We start from the raw sequence: 26,933 nt of genomic DNA, 5'->3' as shown, positions 1-26,933 counted from the left end.
AGGTCGCCGGTTCCCGGGACACGGCCGCGAACTGGACGAGAAGCGGCCGGGTACACCGGAGAAAACGGCCGAGAACAGAAGACGGGACACGGGGAGTGCCTTCAGGTGGCCACTGCGGAGCCGACACGCGCCGACGACGCCGGACCGGGTCCGGGAAACGGCCCACGAATACGCCTGTCCACGCCTGACGCGGACACCGGCGCGGAGGGTCGTACCCGCGCGGAGGACCGTACCGGGGCGGAGGGCCGTACCCCCGCGGATGGCCATACCACCGCGGAGGGCCGTACCACCGCGGAGGGCCGTACCCCCGCGGAGGGCCGTACCCCCGCGGAGGGCCGTACCCCCGCGGAGGGCCGTACCCCCGCGCCCGCAGCGAGTACCACCCCTCACGCGCCCGGCAGACTCACGCGCCTCCTCACCCCCCTCGACCCCCTCCGCGCCCGCATGCTGCGCCACCCCGTCCTGTGGGTCACCGCGCTCGCGGGCGTGCTGCACGTCATCTGGTTCTTCACGTTCGCGAACAGCGGCGGCGATCTCGCGGCCCAGGACGCGTGGGCGGAGTTCGTCGGCCGGCACCCCGACTCGGCGTACAACCTCGCCTGGTACGGGGGCATGCACCCGGTGTCGTACAGCGTGGTGTCGCCGTATCTGATGGCGGTCCTCGGTGTGCGTACGACGATGATGGTCGCCGGCACCGTCTCCGCGGGCCTGCTGACGCTGGTCCTGATCCGCAGCCGGGCGGTGCAGAACCCCCTGTGGGCCTCGCTCGCCGGGGTCTTCGCGCTGCTGTGCAACGCGATGTCGGGCCGGGTGACCTTCGGGCTCGGCACGATGATCGCGCTCGGCGCGGTGGCGGCGGTGTTCTGCTGGCCGTACCGGTGGCGGCACAAACGCTGGGCGAAGGCGGCGGTGGCGGCGCCGCTCGCGGGCCTGTCCACCATGGCCTCGCCGGTCTCCGGGCTGTTCGTGGGCCTGGTCGCGGTCGCGCTGTTCCTGCAGAAGCGACGGCCGGGCGCGTGGGCGCTGGGGCTGGCGCCGGCGGCGGTGGTGGCCGCGTCGTACTTCCTCTTCCCCTTCTCCGGCACCCAGCCGATGACGATCGGCTCGGTGAGCCTGCCGCTGCTGTACGGCCTGCTGTGCCTGTTCCTGGTCCCGAAGGAGTGGATCACGGTCCGGCTGACGGCGGGCGTCTACAGCGTCATGGTCGTGGCCGTGTGGGTGGTCAGCTCGCAGATCGGTTCGAACATCTCGCGCCTGCCGATGCTGTTCGCGGGTGCGACGCTGATCGCGGCGCTGCCGTTCACGGTGCCGAGGTCGCGGAAGTGGTACGCGACGGTGGTGGCGTTCCTGGGGTTCGTCGGCTGGATCGGCTACAAGTCGGTGGACGACATCGTCCACACGACCCCGACCGCGTCCTGGGCGCACGAGCTGGCGCCGCTGGTCAACCAGTTGCAGAAGGTCGGCGCGGAGCGGGGGCGCGTCGAGGTGGTACCGGCGCGTTCGCACCGCGAGGCCTCCGCGCTCGCGCCGTACGTCAACCTGGCGCGCGGCTGGAACCGCCAGGCCGACATGGAGCGCAACCCGCTCTTCTACGACGACACGCTCAACTCGGCGAACTACCACGAGTGGCTCCAGCGGTGGGCCGTGCACTTCGTGGTGCTGCCCAGGGACAACCCGGACGGCGACGGCGGCGAGCGCGAGCGTCAGCTGCTGCGGCGCGGGATGCCGTACCTGACGCAGATCTGGGGCGACGCCAACTGGCAGCTGTTCCGGGTGACCGACCCGACCCCGCTGGCCGAGCCGAACGCGGTGGTGGACCGCGCCGAACAGGGCGAGATGACGCTGGACGTCCGCAAGGCCGGCCGCATCCTCATCCGCATCCCCTACTCCCCCTGGCTCAGCGTGGTCGACCCGCACGGCAAGAGCCTGAAGGCCCCGCAGGTGATCCCCTCGCCTCCGGGCACGGAGAAGAAGTACCTCAACCTCAACGGCTGCCTCATGCAGACCCCGGAGGACGCGAACGGCGACAAGTGGACGATGCTGATCGCTCCGCACGCCGGCACGTACCGGCTGGCGGCCCCGTACCAGCTGCCACGGGGCACGCCGTGCCCCGACGCCCTGAAGTGAATCCCGACCCCGGTCCTATCGCGGATACCGCGCCAGCCACCCCGGGGCCGACCCCGCCGGGCCGTGCAGTGCGGGGCCCTGGGTCATCTCCATGGCGAAGTCGTCGGCGAGTTCGAGGATGGTGGGGCGGCCCTCCAGCTCGGCGAGCCAGGCCGGGGGGAGGGCGGTCTCGCCGTGGAGGGCGCCGAGGAGGGCGCCGGTGAGGGTTCCGGCGGCGGCGGAGGGGCCGCTCTGGTTGACGGCGAGGCACAGGCCGTGCCGTACGTCCTCGCCGACCAGGGCGCAGTAGACGGCGGCCGCGAGCAGGCCGTCGGCCATGCCGTCGCCGGTCAGTTCCTCCACCCGCGCGGGGCTCGGCATGCCCTGCCGTACCGCGCCGAGCGCGTGCTGGAGGGCGCCGGAGACCGGCTGGTGGCCGGGGCGGACGGCGAGCAGGGCGAGGGCCTGCTGCACGGCGCCGTCCAGACTCTCGCCGCGCGCGAGGCCGTGCACGATCACGGCGAACGCGCCCGCCGACAGATACCCGACGGGGTGCCCGTGGGTCTGCGCCGCGCACTCCACCGCGAGCTGCACGACGAGTTGCGGCTCCCAGCCGACCAGCAGTCCGAAGGGCGCCGAGCGCGCGACGGCCTCCGGCCCCTGCTCGGCCGGGTTCTTGGGCTTCTCCAGCGTGCCCATGTTCTCGTCGCCGAAGCCGATGAGCAGCGGCCGGGTCGGCGCGCGGCGGGCGTACAGCCACTCCTCGCGCGCCAGCCAGCCGTCCTCCTCGCGGCGCTCGTCCGGCCCCCAGTCCCGCTGGGTGGCGGCCCAGCGCAGGTACGCCCGGTGCAGATCGGTCGGCGGGTGCCACGCGCCGGTGTCGCGCCGCACCTGGGCGCGGATCAGCCCGTCCACGCTGAACAGGGTCAGCTGGGTGTGGTGGGTGATGGCGCCGCGCCGTCCGTGCCCGGCGGCGAGGTCGAGCAGCCCCTCGGGCCCGTGCGCCGCGCGGATCTCCGCCAGCGTGAGCGCGTCCGCGGGCCCGCCGAGCGCATCGCCCACGGCGGCCCCCAGCAGAGCGCCGCGCACCCTGCTGCGAAAGTCCTGCTGCTCGGCACGGCCCCAGACGGCACCGGTCGTCGTAGCCACCCAGACCCTCCTCAGGCACCGTCCGCCCGTACGACGGTCCGCACTCTATCGACCGCGAGCATCCTGCTCGGTGCGTCAGGGAGACCCTCACGGGTCATTCACGTCCGTCGATGACCGCTTCGGCACCGTCCGGAACCCGAGCCGGCCCGAATCCGAGCGGATCCGCGCTGGCTAGACTGCGGCACCTTGATCTTGCTGGGGGAAAACGTGGTATCAACCGCCACCGTGGCCCGGTTCGTGACCGCTGTCCTGGTCATGGCCTCGGCCGTGGCCTGCGCGAGCAACACCCGACCCGTCCACGCACACAAGGCCGAGCCGCTCCGGCCGATGTCCGCGGCAGAACTGCGCACGCATCTGCTGCCCGCCGTCCTGCCGAGAGGCTGGACTTCCGAGGCCGATCCGGTCGATCCGGAAGCGGGCAGTCCCGCGGAAGGCATGCCCGACTGTGGCGTCATGGACGGCGGAGACATGGCGGACGCGGGCGCCAAGGCCGCGGTGGCGTCCGCGACGACCTCGTTCAGCGGGGGACACAGCTCCGGCGGCGGCATCCTGGCGGGCGGCGAGACCTTGTACTCGTTCTCCGGAAACGGTGCCGCCCAAGCCATGCACCGCATACGCCGGTTGGCGGTCGAGTGCGCGAAGGTCGTCACGCCTGGCACACCTGCACTCGAAATACCCGACGCCACGAATCGGTTCACCGCCGTCCCCGGGCCCCACCTCGGTGATGACAGCATCCGGATACGGGCCAGCACGTTCTTCAACGACCGCCCCAAGGACGTCCGGTACGACGACGCGCTGGTCGTACGCGAAGGCAGCACCCTCATTCTCCTGCGGTGCATCCCATCGACCCGGACCGAGGTGGACACGATCCTGTCGTTCATGCCCGAAGCCGACGCCCAGGTGCGTTCCCAGCACCCCGCACCGGTGGGCGGAGCCCTCGGTTCCGAGCCGACTTAGCCGTACCAGGTGATGTTGCAAATGTAGACACACTCATGACGCGGTACGGCGAGAAAGCTGATGAAGCCGCGTCCGCCGAGGACATCGAATTCACGCAGACCGCCCTCTCGGTCGATAGGCCGCCCCACCTTGACGGCATCGCGGCCGAGCGCCGCCAGTTCGACCGCGAGGCGCTCGACTTCCGCAACCACGCCGGGTGGCAGTCCGCCCGTGATGTATTCCGCGCTCGGGTTGTAGTCCCAAGCCCAGTCCGTCACAGTCCGGCCTCCGCCTCGGCTGCTTCGCGGATCGCCTGGATCTCGGTGATGGCGAGCGTCGGATCCTGCTCCCCGGCGTCCACGATGGCTTCAAGCTCTCGCAGGCGGGCCGCCCGATGAGGGTGCCGCTCGATGGCGACGAACACGGCCCACGAGTGCACGAAGGCGCGCAGCGGAGCAAGGCTCTGCGTCTGTTGGGCATTGGTCGTGGCTTCGAAGAGGTGCTGGGTGAGCGCGGGAACCCGGCTCGGGGCGATACGCGTCACCGCCGCCCGCAGCGCGTCCGGGGTCAGCTCGGGCATGGGGATCAGCGGTCCGTACGGGCCGTCGGTCTGGGCGCTCACGGTGACCTCCGGTGCGGATGGGGCGGTCCTCGTACGGTACCGGTGGAACCGGCGGTGCGACGGTGACGCGGCGCTCGTCGCCGGGCCCGCTCCCATCCTCATGCCGCCTCGGCGGACGAGCGGCAGTCGCGGCAGCGGCCCTGTTGTGGCGAGCGGAAGGCTCGGTCGCAGCCGTCGCAGTTCTGGAGGGGGACCTGGCGGGGGGTGGGGGCCTGCGGGGGTGGGACCGGGAGGGCTGGTGGGAGCTGGGTGGCGAGGCGGTGGGAGAGGAGGGCCGCCGGGTGCTTGATCGGGTCCTGCGGGAGGCCGGACGTCAACGCCTGGGTGACCACCGTCGGCGGCACGCCTCGCTCCAGCCACTCGGTGACGGCCGGGACGAGACGGTGCACGTCCCGTTCCGTCAGCAGGAGCCGTGGGTCGCTGGCCCGCAGGCCGGCCAGGAGGTCGGCCGCCGGGGTACGCCGGGGCGGTGCCGGAGGCGGCACGGGCGCGGGCGTGGCCGCCGGCCTGTCCTCGGGTTCGGCGAGTGGCGGAGCCGCCGCCCGCACCGCGCTGCGGGGCTTGTTGTACGAGATCGCCCGGGTCCTCACTTGCCCCGATTGAAGACGCTCCCTGGGACGCGCGAGATACCCGTGTTCTTCCAACTCCCGCAAGGCCGCCGCGATCCGGATCTCGCCCTCGCGGAACTTCGCGGCCAGCGCCTTGATGCCGATCGGGGTGCCCTCGGGCAGCGACTGGATGTGCGTGGCCAGGCCGATCGCCGTCAGCGACAGCTCCGGGTGCTGGGCCAAGTGATTGCCGACCACGGTGAAATTGTCGTAATGCGGCTCGTTCACATGGGTGACGCCGGAGGAATGCCCGGACTTGGGACGCGAGGGCGCGTTACGCTGCTTGTCAGTCACAGGGAAGGGGCTTTCTTCCTCGGTGATCAGGCCCTCGCACTGGGATGGCAGTCCCGGCGAGGGCCGACACATGTCTGCGGGTTGTCATCGCTGACGCTGCACCACAAATGCCCCGCCACGCCAGTTTCGCCGGGCATATTCACTCCGCAGAGTGAGCGACGGGGGCGGCGGGGGTGGGTTTGGTTCTTTCCCCGGTTCTTTGGTCTTTGGCGTCGCGCGCCACCAGGACGTGGACCACCGCGACCCGGCACGACCAGCGCTCCCTGGTCGGCTCACCAATGCCGGCGCCCGGCCTCTCGATCACCGGGTCGTGGAGACGCGGGACCCGGTCACCCCTGGCGTGGAACCGACCTTGACCCAGGTCTGCGGTGACTGGTCCTCTTGACTTCCGACGTGCGCCGGGATTCGGGGGGCTCATGAGGATCAGGCGAGGTGCAGCGCTCGCCGCGGTCGCCGTCATCGGTGTGGTCACGACGACGCTGGCCGGTCTCGTGACGAACCTCGTGTCGGCACAGTCGCGTTGGCCGACCTGGCTGCGTTGGTTACAGGTTCACCCGTGGCTGTCGTTCGTCATCCTGGGGACCGTCACCGCGGGGCTGACAGCCGTGGGTACAGCGAGGAGATGGTCTCGGCCGTGGAACGGGGGCGGAGAGCTCCCAAGCCGGACTTCCTGAACGCGACCGACGAGGTGGTGGGCGCGGGCGGGAAGGTCTCCGCGATGCAGGAGGACGTGGAGAAGGCTCGCTACCCGAAGAGTGTCCGGGACTTGAAGAAGCTGGAGGATGAGTCCCTGGAGATGGGCGCCTACACCGTCCTTCACGTCCATGGCCTGCTCCAGACCTACGGTTACGCGCAGGCGCTGTACGAGATGCGAAAGCCCGCGCTCTCGGAGGAGGAGATCGAGCAGCACGTCGCCGCCCGCATGGCGCGCAAGGCGGTCTTCGAACGCACTCCTCGGGTGCAGCTCACCTTCGTGCAGGAAGAGGCATCTCTGCGGCGCCCGGTCGGCGGCGCCTCGGTGCTGCGGGAGCAGCTCGAACACCTGCTGGAGGTCGGCAGGTTGAGGCAGGTGGAGATCCAGGTGATGCCGACGGCCCGGGAGGACCACGCCGGGGTGAACGGCTCGTTCCGTGTGCTGAAGCAGCGGGACGGCAAGACACTCGGGTACACGGCCTCCGAGTTGCACGGCCGGGTGCTCAGCGACCCCGGAGAAGTCCTGACGCTGGAGATGCGTTATGGAATGATCCGGGCACAGGCCCTATCCCCCCGGGAATCCCTGGCGTTCATCGAGAAAGTCCTTGGAGAGGTGACATGACCGGTTCTGCCCTGACCTGGTTCAAGAGCAGCTACAGCGGCAACACCGAGCCCGACTGCGTCGAAGTCGCCCTCACCCCCGCCGTCGTCCACGTCCGTGACTCCAAGGACAAGGACCGCGCCCGTCTCACCGTCGGCGACGCCACGTGGGCGGAGTTCGTGGAGTTCGCCGCTCACTGCGCATAACGCCCGTCCCTCCCCGAGGCCGGGCTGCATTCTGGCGCAATGGGCACGCGCCAACCTGGCTTCGGCCGGGGAGAATCCAGCCATGACCACCACCGATCCCGCGCGTCACTCCAGTCACAGGCTGGCCGCCGGTGTGCTCACCGGGATACTCGCGCTGTACATCGCCCTCGTCGCGTTCGGCAACATCACGGACTTCGGGACGAACCAGCAGTTCGTGCGGCATGTGCTGGCGATGGACAGCACCTTCAAGGACCACGATCTGATGTGGCGGGCGATCACCAGCACCGCGTTGCAGGACACCGCGTACGTCCTGATCATCGTGTGGGAGACGGTGGCCGCGCTGGTCCTGGTCTGGGGGACGTATCTGTGGGCGGCACGGCGGGACGACGCGTTCGCGCGGCGTGTTTCGACCTATGGGCTGCTGATGCTGCTGCTGCTCTTCGGCGCCGGGTTCATCGCGATCGGCGGTGAGTGGTTCGCGATGTGGCAGGCGAAGGCGTGGAACGGGGAGGATTCCGCCACCCGCGTCTTCCTGCTCAGCTCGGTGGCGTTGATCGTCAACCACCTGCCGGGAAGCAGGAGTTCGGCCGCGCCTACTACTTGACCACCGTCACGTTCGTGCCCTGATCCCCGAAGGCCCACAGGGCGGCGCCGTCCTGCTTGTGCATGCGGATGCCGCCCAGCTTCTTGCCCTGCGCCGGGGGCGGCGAGGCGCCGTCCAGGGCGTTGGAGAAGGCTATGTTCACGCCTTCCACCTTCGTGAAGTACATGATGTGTTCGATCTGCACGCCGTCCGAGCCCTTGAGGGACTGGGTGCGCAGCGTGATCGAGTAGCGGCCGGGCGCCGGACTCACCGTGCCCGGCCACACCTCGAACGTCCGGATCTGCTTGCCGGTCGCGTCGACCAGCCACAGCCGCTTCGCCCCGAGCGAGTAGACGATCCGGCGGCCGTCGCCCGAGTCCGCCGGCAGCGCGGGCGGGCCCGCCGGCGGCTTCGGCTTGGCGGAGGCGTGGGTGCCCGCCGACGCGGATGCGCTCGGTTTCACGCTCGCGGCCGTGGGATGCGGCCCGTGGTCCGCCTGCACGGCGAGGGCGACGACGGCCACGGTCGCCCCCACGGTCAGACCGGTGACCCAGGCCCAGGAGGGCAGTCGGGCAGCCACGGGTACGCATCTCCTCCGTTATGGGTCCCCCACTCGGACCGGGGGTCGGATCATCGTACTCAGTCGCCCCTTCGCCGCGTACCGCGAGATCAGTCGAGCACCGGCAGCAGGTCGGGCAGGTGGCCGTCGGAGGCCCGCGCCGCGCCCTGCCGCTCCTCGGAGACCTCGCCGTAGAGCGTCGTCCGCGGTTTCGCCGGGCGGCCGGCCGCCTCCGCGACGGCGATCAGGTCGCGGATGGACTTGTACGAGCCGTACGACGAGCCCGCCATCCGGGAGATGGTCTCCTCCATCAGCGTGCCGCCGAGGTCGTTCGCGCCCGAGCGGAGCATTTCCGCGGCGCCCTCGGTGCCGAGTTTGACCCAGCTCGTCTGGATGTTGGGAATCCAGGGGTGGAGGAGGAGGCGGGCCATGGCGGTCACCGCGCGGTTGTCGCGGGTGGTCGGGCCGGGGCGGGAGATGCCGGCGAGGTAGACCGGGGCGTTGGTGTGGATGAAGGGGAGGGTGACGAACTCGGTGAAGCCGCCGGTCTCCCGCTGGATGCCGGCCAGGGTGCGCAGGTGGCCCAGCCAGTGGCGGGGCTGGTCGACATGGCCGTACATCATGGTCGAGGAGGAGCGGATGCCCAGTTCGTGGGCGGTCCTGACGACCTCGATCCAGGTGGCCGTCGGCAGCTTGCCCTTGGTGAGGATCCAGCGGACCTCGTCGTCGAGGATCTCCGCCGCCGTGCCGGGGATGGTGTCCAGGCCCGCCTCCTTCGCCGCCGTCAGCCACTCGCGGACGGACATGCCGGTGCGGCTGGCGCCGTTCACGACCTCCATCGGGGAGAAGGCGTGCACGTGCATGCCGGGGACGCGCTCCTTGACCGCCTTCGCGATGTCGAAGTAGGCCGTGCCGGGCAGGTCGGGGTGGATGCCGCCCTGCATGCACACCTCGACCGCGCCGACGTCCCACGCCTGCTGGGCGCGGTCGGCCACCTGGGTGAGGGAGAGGGTGTAGGCGTCGGCGTCGGTGCGGCGCTGGGCGAAGGCGCAGAAGCGGCAGCCGGTGTAGCAGACGTTGGTGAAGTTGATGTTGCGGGTGACGATGTACGTCACGTCGTCGCCGACGACCGACTTGCGTACGTCGTCGGCCACTTGGCACAGCGCGTCCAGCGCCGGGCCGTCCGCGTGGAGGAGGGCGAGGGCCTCGGCGTCGGTCAGGCGCGTCGGGTCGTCGGCGGCCGTGCGCAGGGCCTGGCGTACGTCGGTGTCGATGCGCTGCGGGGCCATGCCGGGGGCGGCCGCCTCGCGCAGGGCGTCCCAGTCGCCGTACACCTCGTCGTAGTCGGCGCGGCGGTCGGCCGTACGGCCCTCCGTGTCGATGGTGCGGTGCAGGTCCGTACGGCCGGTGGGCGTGAAGGTGTCCTCCGGTTCCTGCCAGGGCAGGCCCTTCGGCAAGGCGTCGGGGCGGGCCAGTCCCGTCTCCGGGTCGGCGAGGGCGGCCACGTGCGGGCGCAGGCGGGGGTCCAGCCACGGTTCGCCGCGGCGGACGAACTCCGGGTAGACGCAGAGGCGTTCGCGCAGTGCGAAGCCGGCGGCGCGGGAGCGCTCGGCCAGTTCCTCGATCTGCGGCCAGGGGCGTTCGGGGTTGACGTGGTCGATGGTCAGGGGCGACACCCCGCCCCAGTCGTCGATGCCCGCGCCGATCAGCCGTTCATATTCGCTGTCCACGAGGTTCGGCGGGGCCTGGAGGCAGGCGGCGGGGCCCATGATGTGCCGGGCGACGGCGATGGTGGCGACCAGTTCGTCCAGTTCGGCGTCCGGCATGCCGCGCATCGCCGTGTCCGGCTTGGCGCGGAAGTTCTGGATGATCAGTTCCTGGACACCGTGGTAGGCGCGGGAGACCTTGCGCAGCGCGAAGAGGGACTCGGCACGCTCCTCGTAGGTCTCGCCGATGCCGATCAGCAGGCCGGAGGTGAAGGGGACGGAGGAACGGCCGGCGTCCTCCAGCACCCGCAGCCGTACGGCCGGTTCCTTGTCCGGGGAGCCGTGGTGCGGGCCGCCCGGCTCGGACCACAGGCGGGTGGCCGTGGTCTCCAGCATCATGCCCATGCTCGGCGCGACCGGCTTCAGACGCTGGAGGTCGGTCCAGCTCATGACGCCCGGGTTGAGGTGGGGCAGCAGGCCGGTCTCCTCCAGGATGCGGACGGAGATGGCACGGACGTAGGCGATCGTGTCGTCGTAGCCGTGCGCGTCCAGCCACTCGCGCGCCTCCGGCCAGCGGTCCTCGGGCTTGTCGCCGAGGGTGATCAGGGCTTCCTTGCAGCCGAGCGCGGCGCCCTTGCGGGCGATGTCGAGGACCTCGTCCGGGGACATGAACATGCCGTGGCCGGCGCGGCGGAGTTTGCCGGGGACGGTGACGAAGGTGCAGTAGTGGCACTTGTCCCGGCACAGCCGGGTGAGGGGGATGAAGACGCTCTTGGAGTAGGTGATGACGCCGGGACGGCCGGCCTGTTCGAGTCCCGCGTCGCGCACGCGGGCGGCGGAGGCGGCGAGGCCGGTGAGGTCCTCGCCGCGGGCCTGGAGCAGCACCGCGGCCTCGGCGACGTCGAGGGCGACGCCGTCACGGGCGCGTTTGAGGGCGCGACGCATGGAGTTCTCGGTGGGGCGGCCGGGTCCGGGGGTCGCGGGAGTCGTCATGTGTCCACGATACGTAGGGGGTGATCAGGGGGGCGGTGGTCCGGGTCGGGTGCGGATCGCCGCAGGACGCTGGGCGCGGGGGGGGGGGCGTGGCTTGTTCACGCCCCCGCGGCGGAGCGGCGTCATGTCTCGTCCCACGCCCCGGCGCTCGCACGGGGAGCCCCTCACCCGTACCGACCAGTCGGCGCCACACCTCCGACGTGAAGGGGTCGCGACACTTCGTGTTCCCTCAATCCCCTTTTCTTCCAACGAAGTTCATGTGTGCTGCGCACAATGGCGCCATGTGTGACGACACGCACGATCACGCCCCCGGAATCGGCAGGCGCGCGCTGTTCGTGACGGGCGCGGCCGCCGCCCTTACGTGGGGAACCGTGAGCTTCGCGGCGGCGGACGGCCAGAACCAGGAGACCCGGACGGTGCGCGGAACCCTGCCGCCGGGTGCCCCCGACTTCGTATACGTACCGGTCGAAGTCCCCCCGGGAGTGAGCGAGTTCAAGGTCTCCTACACCTACGACAGACCCCCGGTCCCGGCCGGCGCCCAGGGCAACGCGCTCGACATCGGCCTCTTCGACCAGCACGGCACCGAACTGGGCGGCAGGGGCTTCCGGGGCTGGTCGGGCGGCGCCCGCACGGAGTTCTTCGTGCGGGCCGACGACGCGACCCCGGGCTACGTGCCGGGACCGGTGCGCGCGGGCACCTGGCACATCGCGCTGGGTCCCTACACGGTGGCGCCACAGGGGCTGTCGTACGAGCTGACGATCACCCTGACCTATGGCGAACCCGGCGCGACGCCCCGCCCGGTGTACCCGCCCTCGCGGGCCAAGGGCCGGGGCCGGGCCTGGTACCGGGGCGACTGCCATCTGCACTCCTGGTACTCCGACGGCCGCCGCACCCCCGCCGAGATCGCGTCCCTCGCGCGCGCGGCGGGCCTGGACTTCATCAACTCCTCGGACCACAACACCCACTCCTCGCACCCCCACTGGGCGGACGCGGCCGGCGACGACCTGCTGATCATGCTCGGCGAGGAGATCACCACCCGCAACGGCCACGTGGTCGCGCTCGGCACCGAGCCCGGCACCTTCGTGGACTGGCGCTACCGGGCCCGCGACAACCGCTGGGCCCGGTTCGCCGACGACATCCGCCGGGCCGGGGGTCTGGTCGTGCCCGCCCACCCGCACGCCACCTGCGTCGGCTGCGGCTGGAAGTTCGGCTTCGCCGAGGCGGACGCCGTGGAGGTGTGGAACGGCCCCTACACGCCCGACGACGAGGTCACGCTGGCCGAGTGGGACAACCTCCTGGTCGCCTCGGTCCGCCGGGGCCGCCCCTGGCTCCCCGCCATGGGCAACAGCGACGCCCACCGCGACCCCGACGCGGTCGGCCTGCCGCAGACCGTCGTGCTCGCCGACGACCTGACCCGGGAGGCGGTCCAGGCGGGCATCCGCGCGGGCCGCTCGTACGTCGCCGAGTCCCGGAACGTCTCGCTGACCTTCACGGCGACGGGCGGGCGGGGGCGGCAGGCGGGCATCGGGGAGCGGCTGGAGGTCCCCGCCGACGCCCCGGTGACCGTTCGCCTGGAGGTCTCCGGCGCCCCGCGCTGCTCCCTGCGCCTGGTCACCGACCAGGGCACCCTGCTCACCAGCGACCCGCTCCCGGTGTCGGGCACGGGCGCGGTCGAGTGGCGTACGACGCCCTCGTACGCGGCGTACGTCCGCGCCGAGGTCCGCCACGAGACGGCGGCGGGGCCGGTGCCGGGGGCGCTGGCGGCGTTCACCAACCCGATCTTCCTGGGCGAGGGCGGCGGCGCGCGGGCCGGTGTGTCCCGGTGAACCGGTCGAGGGTGACCGCGTCGGCGACGGGTCCGCCGCCGAACAGGACCGTGCGGAAGGCGCACCCGCGTGGCGGCCTCGTCCGGTGCCCCCGCCCGCCCGGCACGCCGGCCCCGGCCGGGTAGCCGTCCGAACGCCCGTCCCGGTCCCCCGTTGCGCAGACCTTGAGCGCAAGGGAGGCTGGCACGCGGTGCGCGGCGGCCGGTCCGGGCACCGCACGCCCCGCACGGGGCCACCGCACCGTCACCGCGGGAACGCGGCCGGGGGACAACCGGAAGCCGGCCAGGAGACAGGAGCGAGAGAGATGCCGAGCCGCGCGGACCGCAAGCACCGCATCGTGACCAGCTTTCAGCGCCGGCTCAACCCGGTGATCCGGCGGCTGCCCCTCCAGACCGTGCTGGAGACCACCGGCCGGGTCTCCGGGGCGCCGCGGCGGACGCCGGTGGGCGGGCGGCGGGTCGGGGGGTCGTTCTGGCTGGTGTCGGAGTTCGGGCACAGGTCGCAGTACGTGCGCAACATCGAGGCAGACCCCAGGGTGCGGGTGCGGATCATGGGGCGGTGGCATCACGGCACCGCCCATCTGCTGCCGGACGACGATCCGCGGGCCCGGCTGCGGGGGCTCCCCCGGCTCAACAGCACGGCGGTGCGGGCCTTCGGGACGGATCTGCTGACCGTCCGGGTGGACCTGACGGACTGATCACCCCGGCCAGACGATGGCCTGCACCTCGCTGTACGCGTGCAGGGCGTGGACCCCCGCGTCACGGCCGACTCCGCTCTTCTTGAAGCCGCCGAAGGGCGCCTCCATGTTGCGGGCGACGGTGTTGACGCCGCCGGCGCGCAGACGGCGGGCGACGCGGGAGGCGCGGGCGACGTCGGCGGACCAGACGTGGTCGATGAGGCCGTAGTCGGAGTCGTTGGCGAGGGCGACACCCTCGTCCTCGTCGTCGAAGGGGATCACGGAGACCACCGGGCCGAAGATCTCCTCGCGCGCCGCGAGTCGCCCGACAGGCGGTCGTAGACCGGCCGTTTAGCCAGGACCCGTGTCGGCGCCGTGCAGATCTGGCCGCTGCAGAAGGAGAAGATGGTACCGATCCCGGCGCCGGCGGAGGCTAGGTCGGCGTCGGCGTCGGCGTCGGCGTCGGCGGAGACCAGCGCCGCGCCCTGGGGCGGGCTTGACCACGACCGTGTTGCCCGCAGAACCGGGGGAAGCTGGGGAAGCAGAGGGCGGACGGGACGTGGTTGACGTCCATGTCGGCGAGGCGGGCGGGGACGTGGTACGACCCCGGGCGCATCTGCTCGTAGGTGATGACCTCCAGCCTCACCTCGTCCCGGTCGACCCCGACGGCGGTGTCGAGACGCCGGCCGGCTCCACGGTGTGGTCGTCCACGGAGATGATCAGCGGAAACGTGCTCGCGTGGGTGTCCATGGCGCCCACGGTAGCGCCGATCTGACGGACCGTCGGCTATCAGGGGAGGTCTCGTGTGTGCGAAGAGGGTGTGTGGGGTTTGTGGACTGCCGCCCGGCGGTCTGTGATCGGCGTCTCGCACGGCTGACGCAACCACCCGGAACAAGGCAAACTGACGGGGTTGTCTGTGATGCCTAGGGGGCGAACGCATGGACGGTCGGCCGCGAGTGCCTGAGCAGCGGCGTCCTGGCTCCGCGAAGGGTGCGGGGGCGGAAGCGCTGCGGTTCGGCGTGCTCGGTCCGGTGCGGGCCTGGCGCGGCGAGGAGACCCTGAACACGGGCTCCCCCCAGCAGCGGGCCCTGCTGGCCGCCCTGCTGCTGCGCGAGGGCCGTACGGCCACGGCGGCGGAGCTGATCGACGCGCTGTGGGGGCCCGAGCCGCCGTCGCAGGCGCTGGCGGCCGTCCGCACGTACGCGTCCCGGCTGCGGAAGGTCCTCGCCCCCGGCGTGCTGGTGAGCGAGTCCGGCGGGTACGCGGTGCGCGGGCTCGGCGAGGGCGCGCTGGATCTCGTACGGGCGCAGGACCTGGGCGCGGAGGCCGAGAAGGCGCGGGGCACCGGCGACCTGGCCCGGGCCCGCGCACTGCTCGACGAGGCGCTGGCCCTGTGGGACGGCGAGTCCCTGGCCGGTGTCCCCGGGCCCTACGCGGAGACCCAGCGCGTCCGTCTGGAGGAGTGGCGGCTCGGCCTGCTGGAGTCCCGCCTGGACATGGACCTGGAGCAGGGCTGCCACGCGGAGGCGGTGTCCGAGCTGACGGCGCTCACCGCCGCGCATCCCCTGCGGGAGCGGCTGCGCGAGCTGCTGATGCTGGCGCTGTACCGCAGCGGGCGGCAGGCGGAGGCGCTGGCCGTGTACGCCGACACGCGCCGCCTGCTCGCCGAGGAGCTGGGCGTGGACCCGCGCCCGGGTCTGCGCGAGCTCCAGCAGCGCATCCTGCGGGCCGACCCGGCCCTCGCGGAGCCGTCGGCGCCGGTCGCGGAGCCGCCCGCGGCGCCGGTGCGGCCGGCCCAGCTGCCCGCGTCGGTACCGGACTTCACCGGCCGTGCCGCCTTCGTGAACGAGCTCAGCGCGGTGCTGGCGTGCGCCACGGAGTCGGAGGGCAGCGTGATGGCGGTCTCCGCGCTGGCCGGGATCGGGGGCGTCGGCAAGACGACCCTCGCGGTGCACGTGGCCCACCGGGCGCGGTCCTCCTTCCCGGACGGCCAGCTGTACGTCGACCTCCAGGGCGCGGGCCCGCGCCCGGCCGAGCCGGAGACGGTCCTCGGTTCCTTCCTGCGCGCCCTCGGCACGGCGGACTCGGCGATCCCGGACTCCCTGGAGGAGCGGGCGGCGCTGTACCGCTCGGTGCTGGACGGCCGCCGGGTCCTCGTCCTCCTCGACAACGCGAAGGACGCGGCGCAGGTACGGCCGCTGCTGCCCGGCACGGAGGGGTGCGCGGCACTGGTCACGTCCCGGGTGCGGATGGTGGGGCTGGCGGGCGCGCACCTGGTCGACCTGGACGTGATGTCCCCGGACGAGGCGCTGGCCCTGTTCACCCGGATCGTCGGCGCGGAGCGGGTGACGCCGGAGCGGGACGCCGCGCTCGACGTCGTCGCCGCCTGCGGCTTCCTGCCCCTCGCCATCCGCATCGCCGCGTCCCGCCTCGCGGCGCGACGCACCTGGACGGTCTCGGTCCTCGCCGCGAAGCTCGCCGACGAACGCCGCCGGCTGGACGAGCTCCAGGCCGGCGACCTGGCGGTCAAGGCCACCTTCGAACTCGGCTACGGCCAGCTCGACCCCACCCAGGCCCGCGCCTTCCGCCTCCTCGGCCTCGCCGACGGCCCGGACATCTCCCTGGCCGCCGCGGCCGCGGTCCTGGACCTGCCGCCGGAGTCCACGGAGGACCTCCTGGAGTCCCTGGTCGACACCTCCCTGCTGGAATCCGCCGCCCCCGGCCGCTACCGCTTCCACGACCTGGTCCGCCTCTACGCCCGCGCGTGCGCGGAACGGGACGAACAGCCGCCGAGCGAGAGGGGGGCGGCGATGTCGCGGTTGCTGGACTTCTATCTGGCGACGGCGGCACAGGTGTACGCGATGGAGCGGCCCGGGGACCGGGTGGTGGACCATCTGCGGCCGACCGTGTACCCCGGACTGCGCTTCCAGGACCGGCATCAGGCACAGGACTGGCTGTACGCCGAGGCGGTGTCACTGCTGGCGTGCGTGCGCCAGTTCGCGGGGGCGGGCACGCTGCCACGCGCCATCGACCTGCTGTGGGCCGCCGTCGACCTGACCGAGTCCGGCGCCAACTCCCGGGAGTACGACGCCGCCGCGCTTGCCCTGCGCGACGCGGCCCGGTCCAGCGGGGACGGCCCCGCGCAGGTGCGGGCGTCGGTCGTTCTGGCCAACGCTCACCAGTTGTCCGGCCGGTTCGCCGAGGCCGACGAGTCGGCTCAGGAGTCGCTGCGCCTCGGCGCCTCCTGCAGCGACCCGCTGGCGCGCTGCTGGGCGGCCAACATCCGTGGCGCGATGGCCTTTTACCAGCGCCGGTACGACGACGCCGAGGAGCATCTCAAGCAGGCGCTCACGGACTTCCGGGACTGCGGGGACCGCGCCGGCGAGGCAAGTGTCCTGTGCAACCTCTCCCGCATCCACGTGGTGACCGGCCGACCGCAGAGCGCGGTGAAACTGGCCCAACAGGGCGTCGACATGTACGAGACCCTGGGGCATGCCGTGAAGAGCGCCAACGGCCGCTACGCGCTGGGTATGGCGCTCACCCAGAACGGCCGCCATCTGGAGGCTGCCGAGCGGCTGCGGGAGGCGCTGCGGGTCTTCCGGGAGAGCCGCCAGCGGCTGTGGGAGGGCATGACGCTGTTCCGGCTGGCCGAGGTCGACCTCACGGCCGAGCGGCCCGCCCAGGCGTCGGCGAACGCGGAGGCCGCGCTGACCGTGCTGCGGGGGATCGGCGGGGAGTGGCGGCGCGGCAACGTGCTCACCGTGCTCGGCCGGGCACTTGACGGCATAGGGCAGTCGGGGCGTGCGCAGGTGTGCTGGCAGGAGGCCCTGTCCATCTACGAGTCGCTCGGTTCGCCGGAGGCCGACTCGGTGCGGACGCTGCTGGAGGGGACGAGGGTGGCCTGAGGGCAAGTCCTGCCCGTCGCCGCGCGGTTCGGGGCGTTCATCGTTCGTTTATCGCGACACGGCAGTCTTTTGTTTGTCGATCCGTCGCGTCGGGGGGCAGACGGACCGCCGGTGAGGTCGCCCGAACCACCGATCTAAGGTGGGGCGATCAGTGAGCTCGTCCGGCCGTTCATCGGGGGAACGGCCGGACGGGCCACGCAAGTCGAGTCCAGCACCACTGGGGAGGAAGCACCATGAGCGACGCCAAGAAGAACGAGAAGACGGTCGCCCCGGCCAACGTCCACATCACGGACACCACGGACACCGCGACCATGTCGCCGGCCGGCAACGTGCACATCACCGACGCCAAGGACACCGCCACCATGTCGCCGGCCGGCAACGTGCACATCACCGACGCCGAGGACAACGGCACCTTCAGCCCGGACAACGTGCACATCACCTCCGAGCCCGCCTGACCGCCCACGACGGGGATCGGCCAGGAGGGGGACACAGGGGGATCGGCCGCGGCGGCGCGGAGGGGGAGCCGTCGCGGCCGAGGTGTGTCTGGAGAAGATCCAGGTCAATCCGTGGCGGGAATCTTACGACTGCTCGAACATTCGCCCGAGGTGAAGATGGCGTCGCCCGCGTTCGGAGATCATCCTCCCCTGGCAGGAGTCGAAGTGAGCCGCACCAAGCAGATCCTCGTCACGATCAAGGTCGGCTGAGTCAGTCAGCAGGATGAGGGCCGGGCGGGTGCCCGGCCCTTGGCGTATTACCGGGGACCGGCACGCACCTCAGCCACGCCACCGCGTCCAGCACGGCCGCGCCGTTATTCCACGGCCGTGGCCTCCGGAGCGATCTTGCAGTGGTCGGGCAGGTCGGGGGAGTAGCCCGAGTCGTATTCCACCTTGGCCTTCACCGTGCCCTTGGCCGGGACGGTGACGTTCTCGTAGTTGAAGTCGATCTCCGTGTCGTCGCGGTCACGGAAGGAGACGTCGACGGTGAAGGTGACCTTGCGGTTGTTCGGGTTCGTCAACTCGACTGTCGCGTAGGGCTTCTTCGCGCTCGCGCAGCTGATCAGCCTCAGCTTGCCGTCCTTGAGCGCGCTGCCGCCGCCGGAGGACGCGGAGGGCGTGGTGCCGTGCGTGGGCCGGCGGTACGTGCCGCCCGTGGTGCTCGTGCCGCCCGTGGTGCCCGTGCCGCCGCTGCCGTAGTAGTCGCCGTCGGTTTCGTCGGTGTCGTCGTACGACCCGCCGCCCGACGACGAGGACGACGAGGACGACGAGGACGAGGTGTCGTGGTCCTGGCGGGAGTTGCTGCACCCGCCTCCCCCACCGCCTCCGTGGCTGTGGCCGTAGCTGTGGCCGTGGCTGCTGTGCCCCCCTCGGGAGAAGCCGGTGAGGCTGAGGACCACGAAGGAAAGTACGGCCGTGAACCTGAGCGCGCGCGTCCGTGTAGGCATGGGCATGCCGATAACCCTATCCAGCGGCGCTCACCGCGTGGCGGGCTTCCGGTACACCGGGTAGCGTCCGTCGGCCCTGGGACGGCCGCCGTCCGGAGCCCTCTCCGTGAACCGGTACGACGGCCGTCACGCCCACGCGCGTCAGGCCGTTCGGGCCGTCCCCGTGCCCTTCTCCGCGTCCAGCGCGTACACGCAGCGGTCCTTGCTGCACGCGTACACCACCCCGTCCCTGACCACCGGGGAGCCGGTGATCTCGCCGCCGGTGGCCAACTTCCAGCGCAGCCGGCCGTCGTCGGCCTTGAGCGTGTAGAGCAGGTGGTCGGTGGAGCCGAAGTGGATACGGCCCTCCGCGACCGCCGGGGCGCCGACCACGTCTCCGCCCGCCTGGAAGCGCCACTTGGGGGTGCCGGTGACCGCGTCCAGGGTGTACAGGCCCTTGCCGCTGCCGACATGGACGTGTCCGGCGGCCACCAGCACCGGCTCGGTGGAGGAACGGGCCTCCGTGGCGATGCGCCAGCGGTCGCGGCCGTCGGTGGCGTCGAGGGCGTAGACCGTGCCGAGGTAGTCGGCGAGGTAGACGCCGCCGCCGGTGACGGCGGGGCCCGGCGCGAAGGCGGGCGGGCCGAGGAAGACCGCCGGGGCCTCGAAGTGCCAGCGCACCATGCCGCTGACCGCTTCGACGGCGAGGACTCGGCTGCCGGCGCAGACGTACACGTAGCCGTCGGAGGCCGGGGCGAGGCGCACCGGGACGCCGCCGCAGGAGGCCGCGTCGCCGATGGGGTACGCCCAGCGTTCCTCGCCGGTACGGGCGTCCAGGGCGCGCAGCCGTGCGTCCTGCCAGACGTAGACCGTGCCGTCGTGGACGAGCGGGCCCGCCTCCGGGGTCTCGAAGTCGGTCTGGCAGCCGGTGATCTCCCAGAGCCGCTGCCCGTTCGACGCCTCCCAGGCCTGGACGCCGCCGCCGCGGGTACCGGTGACGACGGTGCCGCGGTCGGCCTTGAGCGAGTACACCCAGGCGTCCGTGGACAGCCGCCACAGATCGGTGCCCTCGCGGGCGTCCAGGGCGAACAGGGTCGGGCCGTCGGAGGCGTGCACGCGGCCGTCCGCGACCGCCATGGACCAGGCCACGTCGCGCGTCTTGAAGCGGCGGCGGCCGGTGCCCACGTCCAGGGCGTGCACCTCGAAGGAGGTGACGTAGACGAGGTCGCCGTCGACGGAGGGGGTGCCCCAGACGTCGTTCGACATGCGGAAGCGCCAGGGCCGCCAGCCGCTCGCCTGCTCCGGGGGGCCGGGCGGAGGGGTGGGTACGGCGGGGTCGGCACCGGCCACACCGGGGCGCGGGCGGGACCAGTTGGCGACCAGTCCGGCCTCCGGCGGGGGCGCCTTCACCGCGGCGGCGCGGGCGTCGGCGACGCGGGGGCCGGGGCCGATCGGGACCGGGGCGCCGGCGAGCCGGACGGGGCCGGTGTCCGGGGCGGAGGCGGGGGCCGCGAAGGAGGCCGACGGCACCGGCGGGTCGTACGCCGGGGGCGGCGGGACGGCCGGGCCGGCGGTGGGACGGGGGCCGGGGCCGGTCGCCACCGGGGCGGGCCTGGCGGCGGTGCGGCCGCCGCGGCGGGCCTCGATCAGGGCGACGGCCTTCTCGGGCAGCCAGGCGGAGGCGGTGCCGCTGTCGTCCGAGCCGGAGCCGAAGAGATGGGGCGCGAGCTGGGCCTGGAGGTCGGCGGGGCTGGGTCGGCCGGGCGCCTCCATCTGCATGCAGACCTCGATCAGCGGGCGCAGCTCGTCCGGCAGGCCGGAGAGGTCGGGGCCCTCGCGCAGCAGCATGAAGACGGTCTCGACCGGGTTGGCGCCGTGGAAGGGCGGGTGTCCGGTGGCCGCGAAGACCAGCATGGAGCCGAGCGAGAAGATGTCGCTGGCGCCGGTGACGCTGCGGGAGTCCTTGGCCTGTTCGGGCGACATGTAGGCGGGGGTGCCGACGGCGACGTTCGTCATCGTCAGACGGGTGTTCGAGACGCCGGAGGCGATGCCGAAGTCGATCACCCGGGGGCCGTCCTCGACCACGAGCACGTTCGACGGCTTGAGGTCGCGGTGCACCAGGCCGGCGCCGTGGATGGACTGGAGGGCCTCGGCGACGCCCGCGGCGAGCCAGCGCACGGCCTGCGCCGGCAGCGGCCCGCACTCGTTCACTATCTCCTCAAGGGAGGGCGCGGGGACGTAGGCGGTGGCGAGCCAGGGCACGGCGGCGCGGGGGTCGGCGTCGACCACGGCGGCCGTGTAGAAGCCGGAGACCGCGCGGGCCGCCTCCACCTCACGGGTGAAGCGGACGCGGAAGAGCTGATCCTCGGCCAGCTCGGTGCGCACCGTCTTGATCGCGACGCGCCGGCCGGACGCCGAGCGCGCGAGATAGACCAGCCCCATGCCGCCGGCGCCCAGCCGGCCCAGCACCTCGAACGGCCCGATCCGCCGCGGATCGTGCTGCGTCAGCTGATCCACTTGCCTGCCACCTCCCCGTACTGGCCGCCACCCCATTTGTACGCGGCCGAAGTGCAGCGTCTCACCACCGCACCGCCGCGGCGGCACGCACCCCGATTCTTCCTGGCCGGGCGGCCGGTGGCGAACCCGGGGACAAATCAGGATGTCCTACCGTTGCAGTAGTGCGAACGACGCCCCCTGATTGTCGGTGACGACGGCCACCCGCCCGTACGTCGCCTCGAAGGGCGGCGCCTGCACGCGTCCGCCGAGCCGTTGGACGGCGCCGAGCGCCTCGTCGAGGCCGGTGACGCGGAAGTGGGCGAGGATGTGCGGGGGCATCTCGGCGGGGAAGACGTCGGTGACGGCGGCGCGGCCGAAGTCGGGTTCGGCGCCGGGGGCGAACAGCGCGTGGTGGAACAGGCCGCCGTAGAAGGTGTTCGCGCCGGTGGTGTCGCGGGTGTACAGCTGGGCCCAGACGAACGTGCCGGGCTCGTGCCTGCGCCCGAATCCGGGGTGCCGCCTCGCCTGCCACAGCCCGAACACCGCGCCCTCGGGGTCGGCGGCGAGCGCCGCCCGGCCGAGTTCCGCCACGGGATACGGCCCGACGACGATCTGGCCGCCGGCCGCGACGATCCTCCGGCTCAGCGTCTGCACGTCCGGCGTCGCGAAATACACGGTCCAGACGGTGGGCATCCGCCCGTCCGCCTTCCGCTCCAGCTGGGCCACCGGCTGCCCGCCGAGCGTGGCCCACACGGACCCCGCCTCCCCCTCCCGGAAACTCCACCCGAAGAGCTCCCCGTAGAACCGCTTGCCCCCTTCGAGATCGGGGAGCTGCGCGTCGAGCCAGCAGGGGGTGCCCTCGGGGTAGGCGGGCGGGGCGGGGGGAGATTTCTCCGTGGGGGCCGGGTTCGCGGCGGAAACCGGCGCTGCCGTGGCCGGCTCCCCGGGGCCTGCGCCCGGCCGACCGGTGGCCGACGAGGGGGAGGCGGGCACGCCGGGTCGCGCTCCCGCGCCGGGTGCTCCACGCGAGCCCGCGTCCGGCCCGGACCCCGGCCGCGCGCCGGGCTCCCCTTGCGCCCCGCGGCCCGCGCCCGGCTCCTCGGCGGGGCCTGCGCCCGGCCGGCCGGAGCCGCCCCGCGCGTCACCGACCGACCCGGCATCCGATTCCTCCGATTTACCCGCTTCACCCCCACCCGGCCCCGCGTTCGCCGCGATGCGCCCGTCGCCGCCGGGCCCTCCGGCCGCCGGCCGCCCGTCAGGGAGTGTGCGCGCCCCTCCCCCGGCACCTCCCCGCACCCCGGAGCCCGCCCCTCCACTCACTCCGAAGCGGCCCGCACCGCGCCCCACGACGCCCCACTCGCCCCCGGCCGCCCCACCCGGCCCGCCCCCCGGCCCGCCGCTCTGACCCCCGTGTGGCTCTTCGTTCGTGGATGCCCTGTTTTCGGCCATGTCGTCAAAGTAACCGGGTGACGCGCAGCCCGCAGACCAGGCACACCAGGCTCGATAGGCCCGCGCACCCCATTTGCAGTCGGCCGAATCGCGCTCCCATCACCCCTCGGTAAGCTGACGGCATGACAGGACAAGTGCGTACCGTCGACGGCCGCGTGGCCGGCCGACGTGGGCAGGCGACCCGGCAGAAGCTGCTCGACTGCCTCAGCGAGATGCTCAGCTCCTCCCCGTACCGGGACGTCAAGGTCATCGATGTCGCCCGGAAGGCGGGCACTTCGCCCGCGACCTTCTACCAGTACTTCCCGGACGTCGAGGGTGCCGTCCTGGAGATCGCCGACCAAATGGCGGCCGACGGCGCCGGATTGACCCAGTTGCTCGAAGGACGCTCCTGGGCCGGCAAGTCCGGCTGGCAGACCTCGCAGGAACTCGTGGACGGCTTCCTGGACTTCTGGAAGAAGCACGACGCGATCCTGCGCGTGGTCGACCTCGGCGCCGCCGAAGGGGACAAACGGTTCTACAAGATCCGCATGAAGATCCTGAACTCGGTCAACAGCTCCCTCGCCGACTCGATCGCGGAACTCCAGTCCAAGGGCCGCGTCGACAAGGACGTGAACCCCTCCGCGGTGGCCGGCTCCCTCGTCGCCATGCTCGCGGCGGTCGCCTCCCACCAGAAGGGCTTCTCCTCCTGGGGCGTCAAGCAGGCCGAACTCAAGCCCAACCTGGCCCTGTTGGTGCACCTGGGCGTCACGGGGCGCAAGCCGTCGAAATAGCACCCGTACGTCTCGGTACGTCCCCTTCACGGCCAAGTCCTGTCTGCAGGCGGCGGTTCACCGACGTGAGCCGCCGCCCGCCGTGCTCTCGGGGGCGACGGCTCACGCCGGCAGCGGCCGGTCCCGTACGACGTGCTTCATCACCAGTGTCGATGTCAGCCGCTGCACCCCCGGCAGCGTCGCGAGCCGCTCGTCGTACAGCCGCTGGAACGCCGCGAGGTCGGCCGTGGCCACCCGCAGGAGATAGTCCGGCTCCCCGAACAGCCGTTGCGCGTCCAGCACATGGTCCAGCTCGCTGACCGCCCGCTCGAACTCGGCCACCGTGTCCCGGTCCTCCTGCCGCATGGACACGAAGACCAACGCCTCGAAGTTCAGCCCGAGCGCCGTCGCGTCCACCACCGCCCGGTAGCCCCGGATCGCCCCGGACCGCTCCAGCTCGCGCAGTCGCCGGTGGCACGGCGAGACGCTGAGCCGCACCCGCGCGGCCAGCTCGGTCACGGTCAGCCGCCCGTCCTGCTGGAGTTCGGCAAGGATTTTCCGGTCCACGTCGTCCATGGAGTAGATATTTGCCCAGAAGGGCCGATCGTGGGCAAACTTCGGAAACACCTTTGGGTCGAACGCGCCTAATGTCCCCTTCATGGACTCGGGACTGCTCTTCTCCTTCCTCGTCGTGGACCTGCTGCTGGTGTGCGTGCCGGGCGCCGACTGGGCGTACGTCATCGCGACCGCCCTGCGCGGCGCCCGGGTCCCACGCGCGGTGGCGGGCCTGGTCTGCGGATACGCCCTGCACACGGCGCTGGCGACGGCCGGTCTCGCGGTCCTGGTCGCGGGCTCGCCACGGCTGCTGACGGTGCTGACCGTGCTGGGCGCCGGGTATCTGCTCCGGCTGGGCTGGAGCGTCCTGCGCCGCCCGGCGACCCCGGAGGCGGGCGAGGCCGCCCCGGCGGAGGGGCGCCCCTTCCTGCGCGGGGCGACGATCAGCGGCCTGAACCCGAAGGGCCTGCTGCTCTACCTCTCCGTCCTCCCCCAGTTCCTCACCCTGCGCGGCGCCCACCTGCCCGTCCCCGCGCAGACCGCGGCCCTCGGCCTGCTCCACATGGCGTGCTGCGCGGCCGTCTACCTCACCGTGGGCGTCCTCGCCCGCGCCCTGCTCGGCGCCCGCCCCGCCGCGGCCCGCGCGGTGACCCGCACCTCGGGCGCCGCCATGCTCGGCATCGGCGCGTTCCTGCTGGTGGAGCGGCTCGCGACCCTCTAGCCGCAGGAGCCGTGGACGCGGCGGAGGGTGCGCACCCCGCGGGGACCCGGCGGCGGGCGTCACCCGACCCGCGCGGGGACCTCCTTCATGCCGTCGACGACAGCTCGCCGGAGGACGGCGTTGGTGAACAGGACGGTCCCGGGCTTGATGAGCGCATCCAGGCCGCCGGCCCTGCGCACCTGGACGGACCGCTCGCCCAGGAAGACGTGGGTGTTCTTGTCGAAGATCCATTCCTCTCGCTCGCCGCTCTGCTCGTCCAGCCGGGCGACCGCGACGCCGTGCCGGCCGACCGCGTCGACGGCGTCGTCCACAGTGACGACACCGGGGATCCTGGCCGCGGCCTTGAAGAGCGCCTTGGAGAGGGCCGGCGGGGGGTAGCTCTCAATGAGCAGGTCGCCGATCGTGGTGAACGCCTCCTGGTCCGGCGAGTTCCCGTGTCCCCTGGTCTCCTTGTAGATCCTCGTGAGGAGGGTGTCGGGGTCGGTGGGCAGCTTGGCGAGGTAGTCGTAGGAGGGGTGGTTCAGGTCGGCGACGGGGGTGTTGCCCTGTTCGTCGGGCAGGCTCAGGGTCTCCCCCTCGGGGCTGACGTTGACGGAGGGGTCGATCAGCCACCCCTTGGTTCCGTCGGGGGAGTACCACACCTGGCGCTTGTGCAGCGGGTGGCTGGCGAGGCTGCTCCTGCCGTCGACGGTCTTCAGGAACGTGTCGGCCGCCTTGGACTCGATGTACACGTACTGGCCCGCCTTGAGGACGGGATGGTCGTCGCCCTTCGCCGCCACGAGGGAGACCTGGTCGAGCAGACGGCTCACCCCGTCGGGGCTGGCGGCGCCGACCTGGGTGGTCAGGGCCGGCCCGGTGGCGAGTCGGTGGGGTCCGTCCCCGTTCCCGCCGGTCAGCGCCGTCCCGGCGATGACGGCCGCGGCCACGGCCGCGGCGAGGGCGGGCAGGGCGATCGCCGGGCTGGACAGCCGCAGCCTGCGCGGCTTCGCGGTGCCGGGGGAAGTCTCCTGTGTGCGCTGTGCCTGCTCGATTCGGGCCATCAGACGCTCCCTGTGATAGTCGTGGCGGCCCGTCGGCAGGTCGCGCGCGGTCCGGGACAGCAGCCGTGCGGCTTCCTCCCACTCACCCGGGCCTGGCCGGGACGTGTTCGCGCTCATCGGTTTCCCTCCTGTGCGGGCCGGACGGTGTCGATGCGATCACCAGGTATCTGTCGGCCGGTCACCCCGGCTTCCCGTCTGCCGCGGTTTTTTTCGGATCGTCCCGCCGGTCCGGTGCGGGCCGGGCGGGGAGCGGGGCTCTCCCGGTCGCCGGTGACGGCCACCGCCGGACCGGCGGATCGCGCCAGTTCGGCGTCTGCGAGGGAGCGCAGTCTCCGGCGGGCCCGGGACAGCCGGGAGGCGACCGTGCCCACGGGAATGCCGAGCGCTTTCGCCGCGGCCTCGTAGTCGAGCCCTTCTCCCGCGCACAGCGCGATGACCTCGCGCTCGGGTCTGCGCAAGGAGGCGAGCACCCGGAGGGTCACGGCCAGTTCGCGCCGGCCGTCGATCTGCTCGGTCACCTCGTCCGCGTGGTCGGGCACATGCAGTTCGGCGGCCGCGGCGGCGAGGGCCGCTCGCCGGTAACGCCGGTTGCCGCGGTACTGGCTGCGGGCCGTGTTGGTGGCGATGCCCAGCAACCAGGGCCTCAGCGAGCCGCCTTCGGAGTCGATCCTGTGGCGAAGCCGCCACGCCTCCATGAAGGTGGTGGCCATGATGTCCTCGGCCGTCGACCAGTCGGCGGTCAGCCGGAAGGCGTGGTTGTACACGCCGCGGGCGTAACTGTCGAACAACTCGGCGAACGCGGCCGGTTCCCCCGCCCGTAGCCGGGTACGCATGTCAATGCTCACCTCTGGGACCTGTCGGATTCCCGGCTCCACTTCCCGTGACGTGCGTCACAGTCAGGGCGAGCCCGCGCCGTACGCGTCCGAGGGCGAGGAAGACTCCGCTCGGACGGTGCCGTCCCCCGCCCACCGGCGGAAACGGGTGCGCGGATGCGCCCGCGGCCCGCATCGCTCGGGCACGTTCCGCCAGGCCGTTCCCCG

23 protein-coding genes and 3 pseudogenes are annotated in these 26,933 nt (G+C 72.4%); 12 read left to right on the top strand and 14 right to left on the bottom strand.

Going from position 1 to position 26,933, the window contains the following annotated elements:
- The first annotated feature begins 105 nt into the window (after positions 1-105).
- Positions 106-2,127: an MFS transporter gene (locus tag ACWDD7_RS06020; RefSeq protein WP_450456501.1), complete on the top strand. Its 2,022-nt coding sequence runs from the start codon at positions 106-108 to the stop codon at positions 2,125-2,127.
- 15 nt (positions 2,128-2,142) lie between these two features.
- Here ACWDD7_RS06020 and ACWDD7_RS06015 read toward each other — a convergent pair whose 3' ends face one another.
- On the bottom strand, positions 2,143-3,255 hold the full coding sequence (locus ACWDD7_RS06015; protein WP_450456500.1) for an ADP-ribosylglycohydrolase family protein: 1,113 nt from the start codon (positions 3,253-3,255) through the stop codon (positions 2,143-2,145).
- Positions 3,256-3,492: 237 nt separating this feature from the next.
- Here ACWDD7_RS06015 and ACWDD7_RS06010 point away from each other — a divergent pair, with 237 nt between their 5' ends.
- Positions 3,493-4,212 (top strand): hypothetical protein, encoded by a 720-nt coding sequence (locus ACWDD7_RS06010; protein ID WP_450456499.1) that lies wholly within the window; start codon positions 3,493-3,495, stop codon positions 4,210-4,212.
- Here ACWDD7_RS06010 and ACWDD7_RS06005 read toward each other — a convergent pair.
- The 3 genes from ACWDD7_RS06005 to ACWDD7_RS05995 all read right to left on the bottom strand — a co-directional run bounded on the left by ACWDD7_RS06005 (position 4,209) and on the right by ACWDD7_RS05995 (position 5,715).
- The gene (locus ACWDD7_RS06005) at positions 4,209-4,469 is read right to left on the bottom strand and encodes a hypothetical protein (protein WP_450456498.1); all 261 of its coding nucleotides are present in this window, start codon (positions 4,467-4,469) and stop codon (positions 4,209-4,211) included. The two genes, ACWDD7_RS06010 and ACWDD7_RS06005, sit on opposite strands and share 4 nt — an antisense overlap.
- Positions 4,466-4,813 carry a DUF6247 family protein gene (locus tag ACWDD7_RS06000; RefSeq protein ID WP_392217805.1) on the bottom strand — a complete coding sequence of 116 codons (348 nt, stop codon included), beginning with the start codon at positions 4,811-4,813 and terminating at the stop codon, positions 4,466-4,468. The genes ACWDD7_RS06005 and ACWDD7_RS06000 overlap by 4 nt, the downstream gene beginning before the upstream one ends.
- Before the next feature lie 98 nt (positions 4,814-4,911).
- Positions 4,912-5,715 carry a helix-turn-helix domain-containing protein gene (locus ACWDD7_RS05995; protein ID WP_450456497.1) on the bottom strand — a complete coding sequence of 268 codons (804 nt, stop codon included), beginning with the start codon at positions 5,713-5,715 and terminating at the stop codon, positions 4,912-4,914.
- A gap of 556 nt (positions 5,716-6,271) precedes the next feature.
- On the opposite strand from ACWDD7_RS05995, the gene ACWDD7_RS05990 reads away from it, so the two are divergent.
- The 3 genes from ACWDD7_RS05990 to ACWDD7_RS05980 all read left to right on the top strand — a co-directional run bounded on the left by ACWDD7_RS05990 (position 6,272) and on the right by ACWDD7_RS05980 (position 7,819).
- Positions 6,272-7,030 carry a DUF5753 domain-containing protein gene (locus ACWDD7_RS05990; protein WP_450456496.1) on the top strand — a complete coding sequence of 253 codons (759 nt, stop codon included), beginning with the start codon at positions 6,272-6,274 and terminating at the stop codon, positions 7,028-7,030.
- The gene (locus ACWDD7_RS05985) at positions 7,027-7,215 is read left to right on the top strand and encodes a DUF397 domain-containing protein (RefSeq protein WP_450456495.1); all 189 of its coding nucleotides are present in this window, start codon (positions 7,027-7,029) and stop codon (positions 7,213-7,215) included. The genes ACWDD7_RS05990 and ACWDD7_RS05985 overlap by 4 nt, the downstream gene beginning before the upstream one ends.
- A gap of 82 nt (positions 7,216-7,297) precedes the next feature.
- Positions 7,298-7,819, top strand: a complete 522-nt coding sequence (locus tag ACWDD7_RS05980) for a DUF2165 domain-containing protein (protein ID WP_450456494.1) — start codon at positions 7,298-7,300, stop codon at positions 7,817-7,819.
- Here the strand turns inward: ACWDD7_RS05980 and ACWDD7_RS05975 are convergent.
- On the bottom strand, positions 7,812-8,378 hold the full coding sequence (locus ACWDD7_RS05975; protein ID WP_450456493.1) for a hypothetical protein: 567 nt from the start codon (positions 8,376-8,378) through the stop codon (positions 7,812-7,814). The two genes, ACWDD7_RS05980 and ACWDD7_RS05975, sit on opposite strands and share 8 nt — an antisense overlap.
- An 89-nt stretch (positions 8,379-8,467) precedes the next feature.
- Positions 8,468-11,056, bottom strand: a complete 2,589-nt coding sequence (locus ACWDD7_RS05970) for a bifunctional FO biosynthesis protein CofGH (protein ID WP_450456492.1) — start codon at positions 11,054-11,056, stop codon at positions 8,468-8,470.
- A gap of 281 nt (positions 11,057-11,337) precedes the next feature.
- Here ACWDD7_RS05970 and ACWDD7_RS05965 point away from each other — a divergent pair, with 281 nt between their 5' ends.
- Positions 11,338-12,882 (top strand): CehA/McbA family metallohydrolase, encoded by a 1,545-nt coding sequence (locus tag ACWDD7_RS05965; protein ID WP_450456491.1) that lies wholly within the window; start codon positions 11,338-11,340, stop codon positions 12,880-12,882.
- Positions 12,883-13,186: 304 nt separating this feature from the next.
- Positions 13,187-13,579, top strand: coding sequence for a nitroreductase/quinone reductase family protein (locus tag ACWDD7_RS05960; RefSeq protein WP_351863830.1), 393 nt, complete (start codon positions 13,187-13,189; stop codon positions 13,577-13,579).
- On the opposite strand, the pseudogene ACWDD7_RS05955 reads toward ACWDD7_RS05960, so the two are convergent.
- Both ACWDD7_RS05955 and ACWDD7_RS05950 read right to left on the bottom strand, forming a co-directional pair.
- Positions 13,580-14,046, bottom strand: a pseudogene (locus ACWDD7_RS05955) (aldehyde dehydrogenase family protein); the annotation flags it as partial.
- Between the two features lie 23 nt (positions 14,047-14,069).
- Positions 14,070-14,240: pseudogene (locus ACWDD7_RS05950) on the bottom strand (amidohydrolase family protein); the annotation flags it as partial.
- A 256-nt stretch (positions 14,241-14,496) separates the two neighbouring features.
- On the opposite strand from ACWDD7_RS05950, the gene ACWDD7_RS05945 reads away from it, so the two are divergent.
- The 3 genes from ACWDD7_RS05945 (at position 14,497) to ACWDD7_RS05935 (ending at position 18,167) form a co-directional block, all read left to right on the top strand.
- Positions 14,497-17,463, top strand: a complete 2,967-nt coding sequence (locus tag ACWDD7_RS05945) for a BTAD domain-containing putative transcriptional regulator (RefSeq protein ID WP_450456490.1) — start codon at positions 14,497-14,499, stop codon at positions 17,461-17,463.
- A 233-nt stretch (positions 17,464-17,696) separates the two neighbouring features.
- Positions 17,697-17,918, top strand: coding sequence for a hypothetical protein (locus tag ACWDD7_RS05940; protein WP_351863824.1), 222 nt, complete (start codon positions 17,697-17,699; stop codon positions 17,916-17,918).
- A 111-nt stretch (positions 17,919-18,029) separates the two neighbouring features.
- Positions 18,030-18,167 (top strand): hypothetical protein, encoded by a 138-nt coding sequence (locus ACWDD7_RS05935; protein WP_450456489.1) that lies wholly within the window; start codon positions 18,030-18,032, stop codon positions 18,165-18,167.
- A 104-nt stretch (positions 18,168-18,271) separates the two neighbouring features.
- On the opposite strand, the gene ACWDD7_RS05930 is transcribed toward ACWDD7_RS05935, so the two are convergent.
- The 3 genes and pseudogenes from ACWDD7_RS05930 to ACWDD7_RS05920 all read right to left on the bottom strand — a co-directional run.
- The gene (locus ACWDD7_RS05930) at positions 18,272-18,910 is read right to left on the bottom strand and encodes a hypothetical protein (protein WP_450456488.1); all 639 of its coding nucleotides are present in this window, start codon (positions 18,908-18,910) and stop codon (positions 18,272-18,274) included.
- Between the two features lie 135 nt (positions 18,911-19,045).
- On the bottom strand, positions 19,046-21,436 hold the full coding sequence (locus tag ACWDD7_RS05925; RefSeq protein ID WP_450456558.1) for an outer membrane protein assembly factor BamB family protein: 2,391 nt from the start codon (positions 21,434-21,436) through the stop codon (positions 19,046-19,048).
- 111 nt (positions 21,437-21,547) lie between these two features.
- Positions 21,548-22,222 (bottom strand): annotated as a pseudogene (locus ACWDD7_RS05920) (VOC family protein); the annotation flags it as partial.
- 740 nt (positions 22,223-22,962) lie between these two features.
- Between ACWDD7_RS05920 and ACWDD7_RS05915 the strand changes: the two are divergent.
- The gene (locus ACWDD7_RS05915; RefSeq protein WP_351864002.1) at positions 22,963-23,598 is read left to right on the top strand and encodes a TetR family transcriptional regulator; all 636 of its coding nucleotides are present in this window, start codon (positions 22,963-22,965) and stop codon (positions 23,596-23,598) included.
- Between the two features lie 102 nt (positions 23,599-23,700).
- Here ACWDD7_RS05915 and ACWDD7_RS05910 read toward each other — a convergent pair whose 3' ends face one another.
- Positions 23,701-24,153: an Lrp/AsnC family transcriptional regulator gene (locus ACWDD7_RS05910; protein WP_351863815.1), complete on the bottom strand. Its 453-nt coding sequence runs from the start codon at positions 24,151-24,153 to the stop codon at positions 23,701-23,703.
- Between the two features lie 82 nt (positions 24,154-24,235).
- On the opposite strand from ACWDD7_RS05910, the gene ACWDD7_RS05905 reads away from it, so the two are divergent.
- Positions 24,236-24,853 carry a LysE family translocator gene (locus tag ACWDD7_RS05905; RefSeq protein WP_351863813.1) on the top strand — a complete coding sequence of 206 codons (618 nt, stop codon included), beginning with the start codon at positions 24,236-24,238 and terminating at the stop codon, positions 24,851-24,853.
- A 59-nt stretch (positions 24,854-24,912) separates the two neighbouring features.
- On the opposite strand, the gene ACWDD7_RS05900 is transcribed toward ACWDD7_RS05905, so the two are convergent.
- A complete protein-coding gene (locus ACWDD7_RS05900) occupies positions 24,913-26,010 on the bottom strand; it encodes a CU044_5270 family protein (RefSeq protein WP_450456487.1) in 1,098 nt (365 codons plus the stop codon).
- A complete protein-coding gene (locus ACWDD7_RS05895) occupies positions 26,007-26,726 on the bottom strand; it encodes an RNA polymerase sigma factor (protein ID WP_450456486.1) in 720 nt (239 codons plus the stop codon). Before ACWDD7_RS05895 ends, ACWDD7_RS05900 begins: the two co-directional genes overlap by 4 nt.
- Positions 26,727-26,933: the final 207 nt, after the last annotated feature.

The organism is Streptomyces sp. NPDC001056, from assembly GCF_053598955.1.
This window is presented reverse-complemented; position numbering and strand designations above follow the sequence as displayed.

Bases quoted from the DNA above. Each gene is read 5' to 3' on its own strand.
- ACWDD7_RS05905 (WP_351863813.1), top strand. From the start codon at position 24,236: ATGGACTCGGGACTGCTCTTCTCCTTCCTCGTCGTGGACCTGCTGCTG.
- ACWDD7_RS05980 (WP_450456494.1), top strand. From the start codon at position 7,298: ATGACCACCACCGATCCCGCGCGTCACTCCAGTCACAGGCTGGCCGCC.
- ACWDD7_RS05960 (WP_351863830.1), top strand. From the start codon at position 13,187: ATGCCGAGCCGCGCGGACCGCAAGCACCGCATCGTGACCAGCTTTCAG.
- ACWDD7_RS05965 (WP_450456491.1), top strand. From the start codon at position 11,338: ATGTGTGACGACACGCACGATCACGCCCCCGGAATCGGCAGGCGCGCG.
- ACWDD7_RS05910 (WP_351863815.1), bottom strand. From the start codon at position 24,153: ATGGACGACGTGGACCGGAAAATCCTTGCCGAACTCCAGCAGGACGGG.
- ACWDD7_RS05900 (WP_450456487.1), bottom strand. From the start codon at position 26,010: ATGAGCGCGAACACGTCCCGGCCAGGCCCGGGTGAGTGGGAGGAAGCC.
- ACWDD7_RS05930 (WP_450456488.1), bottom strand. From the start codon at position 18,910: ATGCCCATGCCTACACGGACGCGCGCGCTCAGGTTCACGGCCGTACTT.
- ACWDD7_RS05895 (WP_450456486.1), bottom strand. From the start codon at position 26,726: ATGCGTACCCGGCTACGGGCGGGGGAACCGGCCGCGTTCGCCGAGTTG.
- ACWDD7_RS05970 (WP_450456492.1), bottom strand. From the start codon at position 11,056: ATGACGACTCCCGCGACCCCCGGACCCGGCCGCCCCACCGAGAACTCC.
- ACWDD7_RS05945 (WP_450456490.1), top strand. From the start codon at position 14,497: ATGGACGGTCGGCCGCGAGTGCCTGAGCAGCGGCGTCCTGGCTCCGCG.
- ACWDD7_RS05985 (WP_450456495.1), top strand. From the start codon at position 7,027: ATGACCGGTTCTGCCCTGACCTGGTTCAAGAGCAGCTACAGCGGCAAC.
- ACWDD7_RS05925 (WP_450456558.1), bottom strand. From the start codon at position 21,436: ATGGGGTGGCGGCCAGTACGGGGAGGTGGCAGGCAAGTGGATCAGCTG.
- ACWDD7_RS05940 (WP_351863824.1), top strand. From the start codon at position 17,697: ATGAGCGACGCCAAGAAGAACGAGAAGACGGTCGCCCCGGCCAACGTC.